Source organism: Paraburkholderia sp. CNPSo 3281 (genome assembly GCF_024206515.1).
Classification (GTDB): Bacteria; Pseudomonadota; Gammaproteobacteria; order Burkholderiales; family Burkholderiaceae; genus Paraburkholderia; species Paraburkholderia nodosa.
Genome location: NZ_JAMBPS010000006.1, coordinates 1 through 16,652, shown reverse-complemented (window position 1 = coordinate 16,652; position 16,652 = coordinate 1). Strand labels below are relative to the sequence as shown.

Here is a 16,652-nt window from a genome sequence, read left to right as displayed (position 1 = left end):
GCAGTGGTCTTACCGTATTTGATCGAAGGCGCGGCGCTCGTCGCCCTGGCAGCCGGCGTGGCCGTCGCGTGGGGCAAGCGTACGCAAACGCAGGCACGCGAGGCAGCGCGCGCGCAGGACGTCGCGCACGCGGCCGCGCTCGCACAGGCTCAAGCGCGCTACACGGCGCAGCAGGAAGACGCCGTGCGCGAGCACGAGGGGCTGGCTGCGCAGATCGAGTCGCTGCGCGCGGAACTCGCGCAGCGCAGGTCCGTGGCCGACGCACTCGAAGCGGCGCTCGCCGGCGAGCGGTCGCAGCGTGACGACGCCATGCAGCACGCGGCGCGTATCGCGAGCGAGGCCTCGCGCCTGAAGCTCATGTCGTCGACGTTCGAGCGCTGGCACGAGCAGATGATTTCGCTGATGGCGCAGAACAACGACATGCACAAGAAGAACCAGGAGCTGTCGTCGATCGTGAGCCATGTGCTGATCGTCTCGCTCAATGCATCGATCGAAGCGGCACGCGCGGGCGCGGCCGGCCGCGGCTTCTCGATCGTGGCGGGCGAAGTGCGCTCGCTCGCCACGCGTTCGCAGGACCTTTCGAAGAGCTATCGTGACAGCCTGAACCGCAACGACCTCATCACGGCGGCGACGTTTCAGGACATTCAGGCGGGCGGCAAGATGATCGCGGCGACGCTGGCGAGCGTGGAAGCGTCGTCGCAGCAGCTGCATCACCAGCTCGAAGCGACGCGTGCAGGGGCGCACGCATGATCGGCACGCACGCGAAGGACAGCATCGAGCGGATTTTTTTCGCGGCTGCGCGCATGCGTCTCGTGACCGACGCGCAGCACAGCTGCGAGATCGAGCCTCGTGTGGGCGAGGCGCCCCAGGGCGAGCATCTGGTCGTGCTGACGATTTCGTCGATGCAGTTCCGCCTGCTGTTGCTCCTGCACTTCGAAGATGACGAGCGTACGCAGCGCTATTACGTGGGCGACGCCTCGCGCGCGCTCACCGAATGCTTCATGGAGTTCTGCAACCTGTGCTGCGGGGCCATGAACCAGCAACTGGTCGAGCATTTCCCCGACCTCGGCATGTCCACGCCCTATGCGCTCAGCAGTGGATGCCTGCCGTATCTGCGCGAACTGAAGCCGGATTACGTGCAGTCGTATGCGCTCACGATCGATCACGACGTCCGGCTCGGCGCCACGCTGTGCGTTTGCACACAAGCGCCGCTCGATTTCGTGGCGAGCACCGCCGCGGTCGAGGTGCACGACAGCGCGGGCGAACTCGAAATGTTTTGAAGGCAGAGAAAGGAAACATGAACGCGAACAAGCCAGTCAGCAAGCTGTTGCTGCTGGAAAGCGATACGGAGCGCGCCGAGGCGATCGCGCAAACCGCAGCCGCACACAATTGCGTGTGCGTGCCGGTTCGACGCGACGCTCTCTCGGCGGCGCTGAAGACGCATTACGACCTCGGCGGCGTGCTGCTGGGCGAGGACTTTGGCGGCTCGCTCGACGCCGCGGCGGCGGTGGCCGTCGCGCTGGAGGCGGAGCGCCCCGAACTGCCCGTCGTGCTGCGGCGCGCGGCAAACGGGCACGGCGATGCATTGCCCGAGCCGTTGCGCCGCTTGCCGTGCGCCGGCTGGCACGAAAGCGATCCCCAAACGCTGATCGCTGCGCTCGAAGCGCACGTGTTCTCGCACGACTATCCGGACCCGCTCGTGGACGGCATCACCGACATGACGCTCGGGCGCCTGCGTGGCCTCTTTGCCGAACTCGAAGTGAACTGGGACACGCCGAGCATCGTGCGCGACCGCATCATCTTCGGCGAGGTGTTGACGCTGATTCCGATCGAGACCGCATGGTGCCGCGGCTGGCTTCTCATGCAGACCGAGGAGGCGCCGCTGATCGAGCTGCTGCCGCCGCGCGCGGGCCGCGACGAAGCGAGCGACTTCCGCGACGTGAACGGCGTGCTCGCCGAACTCACGAATCTCGTGTGGGGGGCGTTCCGTAACCGCTATCTGGGTAACGCGCACGCTGCCGACGAGGCGGGTTGGGGCCGCGCGCAGGTGCAGGTGCCGCTGCTCATCAATCATCGGCGGCGCTATCTGTCGTTTGGGTCCGACAATCCGCAGTTGTGCATCAAGTACCGGCTCACGTGCCCGAATACGGGCCGCGAAGTGGTGATCGACCAGCGGTTCGTGTTCAGCCTCGGCTGGTCGCGCGAAGGGTTTGACGAGACGGCCGCGCAGGCCGCCGCTGCCGCCGTTGATGAGCAGGCCAGCGGCGAACTCGAATTATTTTGATCAAATGCGCGCCCTACGCGGCGCAACAGAGAGGGACAACATGGCAAAGATTCTGGTGGTGGACGATTCGAGCACGGTGCGCGACGAAGTGGCCGGCTTTCTGCGCAAGAACGGTCTGGACGTGGACACGGCCGTGGACGGCAAGGACGGCCTGGCGAAGCTGCGTTCGAACCCCGGCGTGAAGCTCGTGGTGAGCGACGTGAACATGCCGAACATGGACGGCCTCACGATGGTCGAGAAGATCCGCAGCGAACTCGCGAACACGGCCGTGAACGTGGTCATGCTGACCACGGAAAGCAGCCCGGCCATGAAGGAGCGCGGCAAGGCGGCCGGCGTGCGTGGCTGGATCGTGAAGCCGTTCAAGGGCGAAGCGGTGCTGGAGACGTTCCGCAAGCTCGCAAGCTAAGCACAGCGCATGCAATAAGGCCCCGGGGCCATTGCCGGGGCCTTCAGACCCGACATCACGCCGCGATGGCGTGATCGGTAGCCGTGGCAGGGCTCAGCAGCACCGGAATCGACTTCGAGGTCGGTGTGCCCGCGCCGTCTGCAATGGACGAAAGCGGCACGAGCGGATTGGTCTCGGGATAGTACGCGCCGAGGCAGCCGCGCGGAATGTCGTACTCCACCAGCATGAAGTCCTCGACGTGGCGCTCCACGCCGTCGTCCCACACGCTCGTGATGTCCACGTGCTGGCCCGGCTCGAAGCCGAGCATCGTCATGTCTTCACGGTTCGCGAACAGCACGCGGCGCAGGCCGTACACGCCGCGATAACGGTCATCGAGACCGTAGATCGTCGTGTTGTACTGATCGTGCGAGCGCGTTGTCATGAGCGTCATGAGACGCGGGCCGTGCTCGGCGCGTGCGCGGTGAATGGGCGTATCGAGCGCGATGGCATGCACGACGAACTGCGCCTTGTTGCTAGGCGTTTTCCACACGCGGTCGCGCGAGGCCACACCCAGGTGGAAGCCGCCGGGGTGCTTCAGGCGCTCGTTGTAGTTCTCGAAGCCGTCGAGCACTTTTTCGATGCCGTCGCGGATCTTCGCGTAGTCGGCGGCGAGGTCGAGCCAGTCCACCTTGTCGCTGCCGAGCGTGGCGTGCGCCATGCGCGCGACGATCGCGATTTCCGAAAGCAGGTTCGTCGAAGCGGGCCGGTTCATCCCGTAAGAGATGTGCACCATGCTCATCGAGTCTTCGACGCTCACGCCTTGCGGCACGTCGTTCTGCAGGTCGATCTCGGTGCGGCCGAGCGTGGGCAGAATGAGTGCGTCGCGGCCGTGAACCAGGTGGCTGCGGTTGAGCTTCGTGGTCACGTGCACCGTGAGCGCGCACGCGCGCATCGCTTCCCACGTGCGCGGCGTGTCGGGCGTGGCGATCGAGAAGTTGCCGCCCAGACCGATGAACACCTTCACGTGGCCTTCGAGCATCGCGTGAATCGTTTCGACGACGTCATAGCCGTGCTCGCGCGGCGGCTCGAAGTCGTAGGCCTCGCCGAGACGGTCGAGAAACGCCTGCGTGGGCTTTTCCTCGATGCCCACCGTGCGATCGCCCTGCACGTTCGAATGGCCGCGCACGGGGCACAGGCCCGCGCCGCGGCGGCCGATATTGCCGCGCATCATCATGAGGTTCGAAAGCAACTGGATCGTCGCCACCGAATTCTTGTGCTGCGTGAGGCCCATGCCCCACGTCGAGATGACGGCACGGCCCTTCACGTAGATATCGGCGAGCTTGAGCACTTCTTCGTTCGGCACGCCCGCTTCGGCCACGATGGTGTCCCACGATTCGGCGCGCAGGTCGGCGGCGAACGCCTCGAAACCCACGGTGTGCTCCGCGATGAAATCGACGTCGAGCACGCGTTGAGTGCCTTGCGCGAGCGCTTCGTCGTCGAGTTCGAGCACGCGCTTGGCCACGCCCTTGATGAGCGCGAAGTCACCGCCCACGCGCGGGCGGATGAACACGGAGCTGATCTGCACGCCCTTGGGCGAGAGCATGTCGAGCGTGTGCTGCGGGCTCGCGAAGCGCTCCAGCCCGCGCTCTTTCAACGGATTGATCGAGACGATGGTCGCGCCGCGCTTCGCGCAGTCGCGCAACTCGCCGAGCATGCGCGGATGGTTCGTCGCGGGGTTCTGGCCGAAGATGAGCAGCGTGTCGGCGTGCTCGAAGTCGTCGAGCGTGACCGTGCCCTTGCCGATGCCCACCGTGCCCGGCAGGCCGCGGCTCGTGGCCTCGTGGCACATGTTCGAGCAGTCGGGGAAGTTGTTCGTGCCGTACATGCGCACGAAGAGCTGGTAGAGGAATGCGGCCTCGTTGCTCGCACGCCCCGAGGTGTAGAACGCAGCACGGTTCGGGTCGTCGAGCGCATTGAGGTGCTTCGCGACCAGCTTGAACGCGTCGTTCCACTCGATCGGCACGTAGCGGTCCTGCAGCGCGTCGTAGACGAGCGGATCGGTCAGGCGGCCGTGCTGCTCCAGCTCGTAGTCCGACTGCGCCATCAGCTCGCTAACGGTGTGCTCCTGGAAGAACTGGGGCGTCACGCGCTTGCTGGTCGCCTCCGCCGCCACGGCCTTCACGCCGTTCTCGCAGAATTCGAACGTGGAAGCGTGCTCGCGGTCGGGCCATGCGCAGCCGGGGCAGTCGAAGCCGTCGGGCTGGTTCTGCTTGAGCAGCGTGCGGTAATTGCCGCCCGTCACCTTCTCCTTGATCAGGTTGATGGCGACCTGCTTGAGCGCGCCCCAGCCGGCGGCGGGGTGGTGATACGGCTCGATGCGACCTTGCGGCTTCTTCATGATGCGGTTGGCTTTTCGTTTTCCAGGGCGGTCTGCCCGATGACCCAAGGCTACTGTGTTCCTGTGCCCCCGGAGATCACAGAAAAACCAAAAAGCAAGGGATACAGTTGCGGCGTTTTGTCATAGACTTGCCGGGATCGGCCTCGCGCGCGTGGCCCCACCCCTTCGCCTGATCGGACGCAACCCGAACGTGACCCGCTACGAGCAACTCGCCGACGATATCGAAGCCGCCGTGCGCCGCGGCGTGTTCGGGCTTGGCGAGCGCATTCTCTCCGTGCGGCGCGCGAGCCAGCAGCACGGCGTGAGCATCAAGACGGTGCTGCGCGCCTATGCGCTGCTGGAAAGCCGCAGCGTGATCGAGTCGCGGCCGCAATCGGGTTATTTCGTGCGTGCGCGCGTGGGTGCGCCGCAAGGGCGCGGCGTGGTGGGTGCACAAGGCTCCCAGGGCAAGGACGCCATTTCCCCTGGGAAGCCGCGCCGCGCGAGCGCGCCCAGGCAGCCCGTGCCCGCCAATGTGGATGTGAGCCGGCTCGTGCTTTCCACCTTGCGCAGCATCGGCGCGCAGGACGCTGTGCCGCTCGGCTCGCCGTACCCGGACCCGGCGCTGTTCCCCTGGCGGCGCATCAACCAGTACGCCAACGCCATCGCGCGCCGCCATGCGAGCTGGAACCTCATCGACGACCTGCCGCCCGGCAACCCCGAGCTGATCCGCCAGATCGCGCGGCGCTACGCCGAAAACGGCGTGAGCGTCGATCCCGAGGAAATCGTCATCACCGTGGGCGCGACCGAGGCGATCAACCTGAGCCTGCAAGCCGTGGCCAAGCCGGGCGACACGGTGGCCGTCGAATCGCCCACCTACTACGCGATGCTGCACGCCATCGAGCGTCTGGGCATGCGCGCGATCGAAGTGAGCACGCACGCGGATACCGGCATCGACCTCGACGCGCTGGAGCGCGTGCTGGCGCGCCAGAAGGTCGCGGCCTGCATGGTGATGCCGAACTTCCAGAATCCGCTGGGTTTTCGCATGCCCGACGCGAACAAGGCGCGGCTCGTGGCGCTTGCCGAGGCGCACGACTTGCCCGTGATCGAGAACGACGTCTATCAGGAGCTGTACTTCGGGCAGACGCGGCCTTCGACGCTCAAGCAGTTCGACACGCGCGGCCTCGTGCTGCATTGCGCCTCGTTTTCGAAGAGCCTTTCCGCCTCGTACCGCATCGGCTGGGCGCTGCCGGGGCGCTACCGCGCGCAGGTCGAGAAACTCAAGTTCCTCAATACGCTCACGACACCCTCGGTTCCCCAGGTGGCGCTGGCCGACTACTTGCGCCACGATGGCTACGACCGGCACCTGCGCCGCGTGCGGCGTTTCTACCGGCAACAGGCGCGGCTCATGCGGGCGATGGTCGAGCGCTTCTTTCCGGCGGGCACGCGCACCTCGGAGCCGCAAGGCGGCTACGTGCTGTGGGTGGAACTGCCGCCGCGCGTCGATTCGATGCGGCTCTATCAGGCGGCGCTCGCGCAGGGCATTACCATCGGGCCCGGCTACATGTTCTCGATGCGCAACGAGTACCACCACTACATCCGGCTGAACTACAGCTACCCATGGAACGCGCAGACCGAAGCCGCGCTGAAGACGCTAGGCGAAATGGCCGCGAAGATGGCATGAGGAGACAGGCGATGAACGCAGACAAAGAGCGCGAAGACGACGACGCAGACGAGCAGGGCGTCGATCCGGTGCTGATTGCGGTGCTCGAGCAGTTGTGGCGCGCCGAGTCCGAGAAGCGTGAGCATCACGAGCGGCAGGGCCGAGCGTGGTCGCTCGCGAAACTTTCGAAGCAGGCTGGCGTGCCGATGAGCGGACTGCGCAGGCAACTCACGGCGCTCGTGGACAGCGGGCTGGTGGTGACGACGCAGGCCGAAGATGGAACCGGCACGGCGAGTCTGTCGGATGAGGGGCGCGCGTTTTGTGCGGAGGTGTTCGGCGAGGGCGAAGCGTAGCGCGACGCTTTGCTCGTTCATAACCCGGTGTTGCCGTTGTCGGTTTGCGACACGGTTCATGCGCAACGGGTCAATACATCTAGGACAAATCTGAAACTCCTGCGCAATCGCCGCTTTGACAATTTTTGACGTGTTTTGAGATAGCCGCCTGACCAGAATCGCCTGACCAACTGAAAGTGTCGGGCGATGATGAACAAGATTTACAGGCTGGTGTTCAGCCGTGCGCGCAACATGCTCGTCGCAGTCGAAGAGAGCGCGACGGCATGTGGCAAGCGGGGGAGCGGCGAGGCCGCCGTGGCGGCGGCCGTGTTGCTGCTGACCGGGACGCCGCTGCTCGCGCACGCCCAGATCGTTCCTTCGGGCGCCCATGCACCCGGCGTCATCAACACGCCCAATGGCCTGCAGCAGGTGAACGTCAATCGCCCCTCGGGCGCTGGCGTGTCGATGAACACCTACTCGCAGTTCGACGTCCAGCAACGCGGCGCGATTCTCAATAATTCGCCGACGATCGTGAACACGCGGCTGGCGGGGCAGATTAACGGGAATCAGAACTATGCTGCGGGCCAGTCGGCGCGGATCATCGTCAACCAGGTCAACAGTGCCAACCCTTCGCAGTTCAATGGCCCACTCGAAGTCGCAGGTCGGCGTGCCACGGTGGTGCTGGCAAACCCGTCGGGGATTTCCGTCAACGGTGGCAGCTTCATCAATACGAACCGCGCCGTTCTGACGACCGGTGTCCCGCAACTCGACGCAAACGGCGCGCTTACGGGCTACAACGTCACGGGCGGCAATATCGCCGTACAGGGCAACGGGTTTAACGCGTCGAATGTCGATCAGGTGGATTTACTGGCAAGAGCCGTGCAAATCAATGCGGCAGTCTATGCCAACAGCCTGAACGTCATCGCGGGCGCGAACAACGTCAATCACGATACGCTCGCGGCGACACCGATCGCGGGCAATGGCGTTCCTGCACCCGTCTCGATCGACGTCAGTCAGCTAGGCGGTATGTACGCCGGCAAGATTTATCTGGCATCCAACGAGCACGGCGTGGGCGTGTCGAACGCGGGCGTGATTGCCGCCCAGGCGGGCGACTTCACGCTGAGTTCGGATGGCCGCGTCCTGCTCACGGGCAGCACGACTGCAAGCGGCAATGTCGCCCTGAACTCGAATACCGGTATTACGAACACCGGCACCACTTACGCGCAGGGTTCGCTTGCAGCGAATAGCGCAGGCGATCTCACGAATAGCGGCACGCTCGCTGCGCAGCGCGTGCTCAATGTGGGCGCGGGGTCGGTGAATTCGACCGGTTCGCTCGCCGCGGGCGTGAACGGCGATGGCGTGGTGACGCAGGCGGCGAATTTGAATGTCGTCTCGTCGGGCGCGCTTGCGGCCAGGGGTCACAACGTCGCAGGCGGTGACGCGACGCTTTCGGGTGCATCGGTGAATCTCGCAGGCAGCGAAACGGCGGCGGACGGCAACCTGTCGCTCAGGGCGAACGCAGGCGATCTGAGTCTCTCGGGCGCGACGACGAGCGCGCAGGGTGCGGTGAACGCGCAGGCCACGGGCGCGCTCGTCAACGACCACGGCGCGATGACGGGCGGTGCCGTGACGCTCGACGCGGGCAGACTTTCGAACCAGGGCGGCAACGTCTCCGCACAGGGGTCGCTCAATGCGACGGCGGCAGGCGATGTGTCGAACCAGGGCGGTGTGCTCGTCTCGCAGGGCGCAATGCAAGTGCGCGGCGGCGGATCCATCGCCAACCGCCAGGGCACGATGCAGAGCGCGATGGGCTTTTCGCTGTCCGGCACGTCGCTGGACAACACGGCAGGCCGCATTACGTCACTGAACGGCGACGGCCTGAACCTCGGCATGACTGGCACGCTGCTGAACGGCCTGGGTGGCGTGATCGGCGGTAACGGCAATGTGCAGATTAGCGCCTACACCTTCACGAACGCGGGGCAGGTCAGCGCACTGCATAACGCCATCCTGAACGCATGGAACCTGAGCAACGGCGGCTCGGCGAGCGCGGGCGATGCGTTGACGGCTACGGCGACCGGGTTGCTTTCCAACGCAGGCGGCACGCTTTCGGGTACGACAGTGACGGCCACGGGTGCATCCATCGACAACGCGAAGGGCAACATCGATGCGGATACCGTAGCAGTCTCGACGCCGGGAGACATCAACAACGAAGGCGGCACGATCACGCAGAGGGACACCAGCGCGCAGACCGTGAGCGCGGGCGGCAGACTGGACAACTCGAACGGCGGGCAGATCGCGTCGAACGCGACGAACCTGCGCGTAACGGGAGCAGCGGTTGATAACGACGCAGGCGCGATTGCGCACGCCGGTACGGGCACGCTGACGGTCAGCGCGGGCAACGGCGCGGGAGCGGTCTCGAACGCCGGTGGTGCGATCACCAGCAACGGGAATGTCATGGCCCAGGCGGGCTCGTTCAACAACACGACGGGTTCGGTCAGCGGTCAGCGCGGCGTCGCGGCGACGGTCAGCGGCACGCTGGACAATACCGGCGGCAAGGTACTGTCGAACACGGACCTGAACGTCACAAGCGCCACACTCACGAACGATAACGGCCAGCTTGGCGCGGGCGCCAACGGGACGATCCACACCGGGGAGATGACGATCAGCGGCGGCAAGGTCGTCGCGCCGAACCTCACGATCTCGAGCGCCAGTACGCTGGACAACAGCGAAGGCGATATCGAGGCGAACCAGCTCGCGCTCTCGGCCACCGACCTGCTGAACCACGGCGGCACGATCACGCAATACGACGCCGTGCAGATGGCCCTGAACATCAGCGGGACATTCGACAACTCGTCGCGCGGCACGCTGCAAACCGGCAGCACCGACTTCTCGCTCACGCCCGGGACGCTCAACAACAACGGAGGCTCGATCCTCCACGCCGGCACGGGCACGTTCACGATTGCACCGGGCAACGGCGCGGGTGCGCTCTCGAACGTGTGCGGCAGGATCATCACGGCGGGCGAACTCGTCGCGAACGCGGGGAGCGTCGACAACACGTCGGGCGTATTCGCCGCGCAGGGCTATCTCTCGGCCACCATCGTGGGTGTCCTGAACAACACGCAGGGTGTGGTGCGCTCGCTCGCGTCCGCTTCCATCGACAGCGGCGGTGCGCTCACGAACGTGAACGGTCAGATCCAGTCCGGCACCGGGGCCGTAGGCGACGGCAGCACGCTCGCCGTACGGGCTGCGTCCACTGACAACAGGCGCGGTGTCATCGGCAACCTGGGCAGGGGCGACACGACTGTCCGGGGCGGCAGCGAACTCCTGAATGCGGGCGGCCAGGTCACGGGCAACGGCAGTCTCGACGTCAATGCGTCGTCGATCCTGAACACCCAGGGCGCGCAGGTGAGCGGCGCGAACGTCACGGTGACGGGCGATAACCTGGACAACGCCAGCGGCGCAATCGGCAACGTCACGGGCCTGACCGGCGATGTGACGGTCACGACTACGGGCGCGATCAACAACTCGAACGGCCAGATCGGCGCGACCCGCGACCTCGCGGTGAGGGCATCGACGCTCACGGGCGGCGGCGCGTACAGCGCAGCCAATGACGTGGCGATCAACATGCAGGGCGATTTCGCGCCCGCGGCCGACGTGCAGTTCAACGCCGGTCACGACCTCACCTTCACGCTGCCAGGAACGTTCACCAATGCGGCGCTGGTGGAGGCGGCCAACAACCTCGGCGTCAACGCGGACGATATCTTCAATAGCGGGACCATGATGGCGGGCGGCACGCTCACCACGCACTCGGGCACACTGCAGAACACGGGCGCCATGGTGGGCGGCAGCGTGTCGCTGAATGCGAACCGCGGCCTGAGCAACGTGGGGCCAACTGCGCTCATCGGTGCAACTGACAGCAACGGCACGCTGGAACTGCTTGCGAACGATATCGAGAACCGCGACGACACCACGGCGACCGACTCGCAGGCGACGACCGCGATCTACGGGCTTGGCAGGGTCGTGCTGGCGGGCGGCAAGGATGCGAACGGGAACTACACCAACGCGGCGCTGATCCGCAATCAGTCGGCGCTGGTCGAGTCGGCGGGCGATATGGAGCTGCACGCCGGTCAGGTGACGAACACGCGGCGCGAGGTGACCGCAACTGGCTTTAACCAGCCTGTCGATCCTGACCTGCTGGCGCAGCGTGGCATCAGCCTTTCGGGCCGCACGGGCAAGGTCAACACGCCGGACCCGAACAGCATCGGCGGCGTGTACATCGACCCGCCGCACGGCGGCCAGATGAATAGCGACTACATGTACACGTCCTATACGGGCGTGGCGGTCGCGAACCTGATTGCGGGCATCAGTCCGCAGGCGCAGATCGTCTCGGGCGGCAGGCTCGACACGTCATCGGTCGGCACGTTCCAGAATGACTGGAGCGCGGTCGCGGCGGTTGGCGACATTGCTGCGCCCATGACGCTCGACCAGGTTAGCTGGACGGGACAGGCAGCGCCTGGCGTGCAGGTCACGTACTCGGGGTTCTACCACTACCGCAACTATGACGGCAGTATTCCCGACTGGACCTACTCGTTCTGCGCAAGCAAGTGCAACGCGCCCGCAGATATCCGCAACTACGCGTTGCCGGGTTACGAATCCAGCTTCGTCGCGGGTGGCACGCTTTCTGGTACGGGCATCCGCATCGACAACACGGCAGGCAACGCGGGCATTCCCTCACTCGGGCTTGCCGCTGGCCAGTCGCTGACCGGTGTGGATATCGGCGCGGTGAGCGGTAATGCCGGCGGCACGAAGGGCGGCACGGCCTCGGTCAAGGGCGGCGGGAGTATGGTCGATCCAGTCATCGCGAGCGCGACCGCACAGAACGTACTGCAAAACCTCACGATCCCCCAGGGCGGTCTCTTTAGGCCGGTGAGCACGCCCGGTGTGAATTACCTGATCGAGACGAACCCGGCGTTCACGAACCAGAAAGCGTTCATATCGAGCGACTACTACCTGCAACAGCTTGGCCTCAATCCGCAGACGACCGAAAAGCGCCTGGGCGATGGCTTCTACGAGCAGCAACTCGTGCGCAACCAGATCACGTCGCTCACCGGCAAGGCGGTATCTGGGCCCTATACCGATCTCCAGTCGATGTATGAAGCGATGCTTGCGGCGGGCGCCTCGCTTTCGAAGTCGCTGGACCTGCCGCTCGGCATGAGCCTGTCGCCCGAACAAGTGGCGCAGCTCACGAGCAACATCATCATCATGCAGACGCAGCTTGTGGACGGACAGTCGGTGCTCGTGCCCGTGGTCTATCTCGCGAAGGCGAGCCAGCAGAACATGGACGGGCCACTCATCGCGGCGACCGATATCGACCTCAAGAACGCGCAGACCTTCACGAACAGCGGCACGGTGCAGGCGGCGAATTCGATGCAGATAGACGGCCAGTCGATCAACAACGCGTTCGGCGCGCTTACGAGTGGCGGCCTCATGGCGCTGGCGACAGCAGGCAACGTCGATTTGACCTCTGCAAAGGTGAACGCCGGGAGTCTTGTGCTCAACGCGGGCGGCAACGTGATCCTCGACACGGCCACGAAAACGCTCAACCAGGTGAGTGCGACGGGGGCCACGCGCGTGAGCACGACGATGGGGCCAGTTGCGAGCATGAACGTGGCGGGCGCTGCGGCGATCATCACAGGTGGCACCTTCGAGCAGCACGGGGGCAACCTCAATGTTGGCGGCAACCTCGGTATGGCCATAGGCGGCAACTACGATATCGGCACGGTGCAGACGGGCGAGCACAAGGTGGTCGAGCGCGCGAATGGCGTGTCGGACACGAACATCAACAGTGTGACGGGCAGCACCGTGAACGTGGGCGGTGTCTCGGTGATTGGCGTGGGCGGCGACCTGACGGCGAGCGGCGCGAAGCTCAACCTGGGCGGCGGCGGCACCATCGCAGCGAAGGGCGCCGTCACGCTCGATGCAGCGAAGGCAACCTCGACCGTCGATAGCAACAGTTCCGGCAGCGACGGTCACGGCAGCTATTCGGAGTCATCGCACAGATCGCACGATGCGTTGACGGCGACCACGCTCAATGCCGGGGATTCGCTCGCGGTGGTGTCGGGCAAGAACATCGACGTCAGCGGCAGCTCGGTCAACCTGGACAAGGGCACGCTGGCGCTTGCTGCAACGGGCGATGTCAATATCGGCGCGGCGACCGAAACGCACGTCGATAACTCGCAGGAGCAGCACAGCCACAGCAACGTGGTTAGCGGCAAGGAGGTGGCGAGTTCGCGCAATACGACCGTCACGCTTTCGCAGGGCAGCACGATCTCGGCGGATAGCGTGTCGATCTCCGGCGGCCACGATATCAACGTGAACGGCAGTACGATTGTCGGGACGAACGATGTGGCGCTCGCTGCCGCGCATGACGTGAACATCGGCACGTCGCGGGACACCATGCAGTCCTCGGGCAGCTATGCGGAGAAGCGCACTGGCCTGGGCACGAGCGGCCTGACCGTGACGGTCGGCACCAGCAAGCTCGCGACGACTGATCAGCAGTCGAGCGTTATGAACCACGCGAGTACAGTGGGTTCGATCAACGGCAATCTGGCGATCCAGGCGGGCAATACGCTGCATGTGACGGGTAGTGACCTGCTGGCGGGTGGCAACGTCACGGGGATGGCGTCGAACATCATCATCGATTCGGCCACCGATACCGCGCACCAGGCGCAGACGCAAAAGACCAGCAGCAGCGGTGTGACGATTGGCCTCGCCGGTTCGGTTGGCGATGCGATCAACAACGCGTATTCGGAAGGTCGCGCCGTCAGTCACTCAGCGGGCAGCGGCAATGACCGCGCGGCGGCACTGCATGCGATTGCGGCAGGTAGCGATGCGGCAATGGCAGGCACGGGGGTGAAGGCCCTTGCCGATGGTGGGAAGCCCGATATCGGCATCAAGGTGAGCATCGGTTCGAGCAAGAGCCAAAGCCAGTCGTCGGAGGACATCACGACGCAGCGAGGCTCGAACGTGGCGGCGGGCGGCACGGCGGCGTTCGTCGCAACGGGCGACGGTACACCCGGCAGCGGCAACGTCACGATTGCCGGTTCGAACGTGAGTGCGAACGACGTGCTGCTGGCCGCGAAGAACCAGGTGAACGTGGTCAACACCACGAACACCGATTCGACGCGCAGTTCGAACAGCTCCAGTAGCGCGAGCGTTGGCGTGCAGTACACGCTGGCCGGCGGCTTTGGTGTGTCGGCTGCGATGGCGAACGCGCACGGAGACGCGAACAGCGACGCGGCGATCCAGAATGCCTCGCACGTGAACGGCGTGAACAGCGTGACGGTGATCTCGGGCGGCGACACGAACGTCACCGGCTCACAGATCAACGGCGGCAAGGTGATCGCGGACGTGGGCGGCAACCTGAATATCGCGAGTGTGCAGGACGTGACGAACAGCGCCGCGCACCAGAGCAGCGCGGGCGGCGGCTTCACGATCAGCCAGGGCGGCGGCAGCGCGAGCTTCAGCGCGCAGAACGGCCATGCGGACTCGAACTATGCGGGCGTGAACGAGCAGGCGGGGATCAATGCGGGTAATGGTGGCTTCGATATCAATGTGAAGGGCGATACGGACCTGAAGGGCGGCGTGATAACGAGTGCGGCAGACGCAGCACAAAACAGCCTGACAACCGGGACGCTGACGTACAGCGATATCGCAAACCACTCGCACTACGATGCGACGAGCAACGGCATCAGTGCGGGCGTGGGGGTTGCAAATACGGGCAAGGCGGTAGGCCCCGGCTCGGGGTCGAACAGGGGCGGCGTGGCGCCGATGCTGCCGCAGAGCGACAGCGGATCGGCGAGTGCGACCACCCGCAGCGCCGTGAGTGCAGGTGCGATCACTGTGACGGACGGGGCAAACCAGAAGCAGGACGTGGCAGGCCTGAGCCGTGAGACGACGAACACGAACGGTAGTGTGTCGAAGCTGCCTGACGTAAGCGCCCTGCTGAACCAGCAGGGCGACCGCATGAACGCTGCACAGGCCGCTGGGCAGGCGGTGGCGCAGCGCATCGGGGACTACGCGGATGCGCAGGCCAGGGCGACGGGTGACTCCGCTTGGGCTGAAGGCGGCAGCAAGCGTGCGGAGATGCAGGCGGCGGGCGCGGCGGTCGTAGCGGGTCTGGGCGGCGGCGTGGGCAGTGCTGTCGCGGGTGCAGCAGGCGCGGGTATTGGCTCGAAGATGGGGGGCGAGCTGAACAAGCTCAGCGAATCGATTGCGGCGTCGAACCTGACCGGCGATGCGAACATGAACGCCGCGCTCGGCAACATCGTCGCGAACGTCATCGCGACAGGCGCGGGTGCGGCAGTAGGTGGCGCGGGCGCGTTTGCCAGCTCGACCGTGGACCTTTACAACAGGCAGTTGCATGAGGACAGCAACGCCAAGGAGCAGACTCTGGCGAAAAAACTGGCCGACGAAAGCGGCGGCAGATACACCGAGCAGGACATCGAAAACCAGATGGCGCGGATGGACCTGACGGTGAATGGCCAGACTGAGTCGGGAGGTGTTCGGGTAGCCACCGGCGCACAGCCGCAGGATGGAACCGACTGGCAGTCCTATGGCGTGAACAAGGCGGGGCAGCAGGTCTGGGCACAGACTTTGGGACCAGGCGATCCTGATTTGCAGGCGTATATTGCAAGCGGTGCACGGGGCAGTGGTCTGTCGTACCAGGCCACGGCCACGGGTTCAAATCCTGGACTGGTGAGAGCGCCGGACTTCGTGAATTTCCAGGTTGATTACTTCGTGGGCAGTGCGTGGGGCACATTCTCGCGGGACGGGAATGCATTCTTCGGTTACGGTGTAAATATGGCGTTACCAAACACAGTTAACGCTGCGGCGAGTGTTCAATTCGGCTGGCTAAATCAAGCGACAGTTAGGCCGGGTCAGACGAATAATTTCTTGTCCGGATATGCGGGTAATGGAACCGCGGCATTTGGTGCTGTGGGCGGCGGCGTTGTTTATTCGCCTGGTAATGGAACTGCAACAACTGTCGGCGCGGGCGTTGGTGTGAACGTTGGAAAATCAAACAATCCAGCGAGTACCGGTATGGGCTACACAGTGGATCAGGGCCAAACAGGGATCAGGTGGTAACTATGCCAAGCTTCCCAGGGCAGACTCCAAAGACGCGAGCCCAGAAAATCGTCTGGTGGTGCGTCTTCACTGCGATGATGGGTTTTATCGTGTACGTGGTACTCAAAAACATCTTCTTCCGTTAAAACAACAACCCCGGCCGCGGCCGGGGTTGTTGTTTGTGGAGTGGTTCAATCCGGCGTGATGACGAGCCTGCCGTGCTGAACCTGGATCCTCACGCGCTGACCGGGCGGGAAGCCGGCCTGTTCAAGCCACATGCCGGCGATGCGTAGCCACGGAAAAAACCTGGGTGTCCGCCAGGGTCGGCCGGGTTTGGGTGAGGCGCGCCAGCGCATGATCTCCTGGACGGTGGCGTGTCGCTCGGGATGAGCGTGCAATGCATTAAGATTGGCATCAGCCATGGTCAACTCCTGCTGTGAGTTGGTGGTGGTCAGCGGGCGGTGAGTGTTGACGCACTCATCGCC

Annotated in this window: 9 protein-coding genes; 7 read left to right on the top strand and 2 right to left on the bottom strand. The window is 64.8% G+C overall.

What is annotated here, in order from left to right; genetic code table 11:
• Window positions 1–3: 3 nt before the first annotated feature.
• From M3I56_RS08960 to M3I56_RS08945, 4 genes are read left to right on the top strand one after another with little or no spacing between them, the layout of a single operon-like run.
• A complete protein-coding gene (locus M3I56_RS08960; protein WP_375541703.1) occupies window positions 4–750 on the top strand; it encodes a methyl-accepting chemotaxis protein in 747 nt (248 codons plus the stop codon).
• Window positions 747–1,280 (top strand): hypothetical protein, encoded by a 534-nt coding sequence (locus M3I56_RS08955; protein WP_254353491.1) that lies wholly within the window; start codon window positions 747–749, stop codon window positions 1,278–1,280. Before M3I56_RS08960 ends, M3I56_RS08955 begins: the two co-directional genes overlap by 4 nt.
• 17 nt (window positions 1,281–1,297) lie before the next feature.
• Entirely contained in the window at window positions 1,298–2,284 is a 987-nt protein-coding gene (locus tag M3I56_RS08950) for a chemotaxis protein CheX (protein ID WP_254353490.1), read from the top strand.
• A 40-nt stretch (window positions 2,285–2,324) separates the two neighbouring features.
• A complete protein-coding gene (locus tag M3I56_RS08945; RefSeq protein ID WP_028229743.1) occupies window positions 2,325–2,690 on the top strand; it encodes a response regulator in 366 nt (121 codons plus the stop codon).
• A gap of 55 nt (window positions 2,691–2,745) precedes the next feature.
• Here the strand turns inward: M3I56_RS08945 and M3I56_RS08940 are convergent, their stop codons facing one another.
• Window positions 2,746–5,067 carry an FdhF/YdeP family oxidoreductase gene (locus M3I56_RS08940; RefSeq protein ID WP_254353489.1) on the bottom strand — a complete coding sequence of 774 codons (2,322 nt, stop codon included), beginning with the start codon at window positions 5,065–5,067 and terminating at the stop codon, window positions 2,746–2,748.
• Window positions 5,068–5,257: 190 nt separating this feature from the next.
• Here M3I56_RS08940 and M3I56_RS08935 point away from each other — a divergent pair, with 190 nt between their 5' ends.
• The 3 genes from M3I56_RS08935 (at window position 5,258) to M3I56_RS08925 (ending at window position 16,188) form a co-directional block, all read left to right on the top strand.
• Complete coding sequence (locus M3I56_RS08935) at window positions 5,258–6,730, top strand: PLP-dependent aminotransferase family protein (protein ID WP_254353694.1); 1,473 nt, start codon at window positions 5,258–5,260, stop codon at window positions 6,728–6,730.
• Between the two features lie 11 nt (window positions 6,731–6,741).
• Entirely contained in the window at window positions 6,742–7,062 is a 321-nt protein-coding gene (locus M3I56_RS08930; protein ID WP_254353488.1) for a helix-turn-helix domain-containing protein, read from the top strand.
• Window positions 7,063–7,251: 189 nt separating this feature from the next.
• Entirely contained in the window at window positions 7,252–16,188 is an 8,937-nt protein-coding gene (locus M3I56_RS08925; RefSeq protein WP_375541702.1) for a hemagglutinin repeat-containing protein, read from the top strand.
• A 170-nt stretch (window positions 16,189–16,358) separates the two neighbouring features.
• Here M3I56_RS08925 and M3I56_RS08920 read toward each other — a convergent pair.
• Window positions 16,359–16,652, bottom strand: a 294-nt coding sequence (locus M3I56_RS08920) for a SymE family type I addiction module toxin (protein WP_309249141.1), incomplete at its 5' end; no start/stop codon positions are given.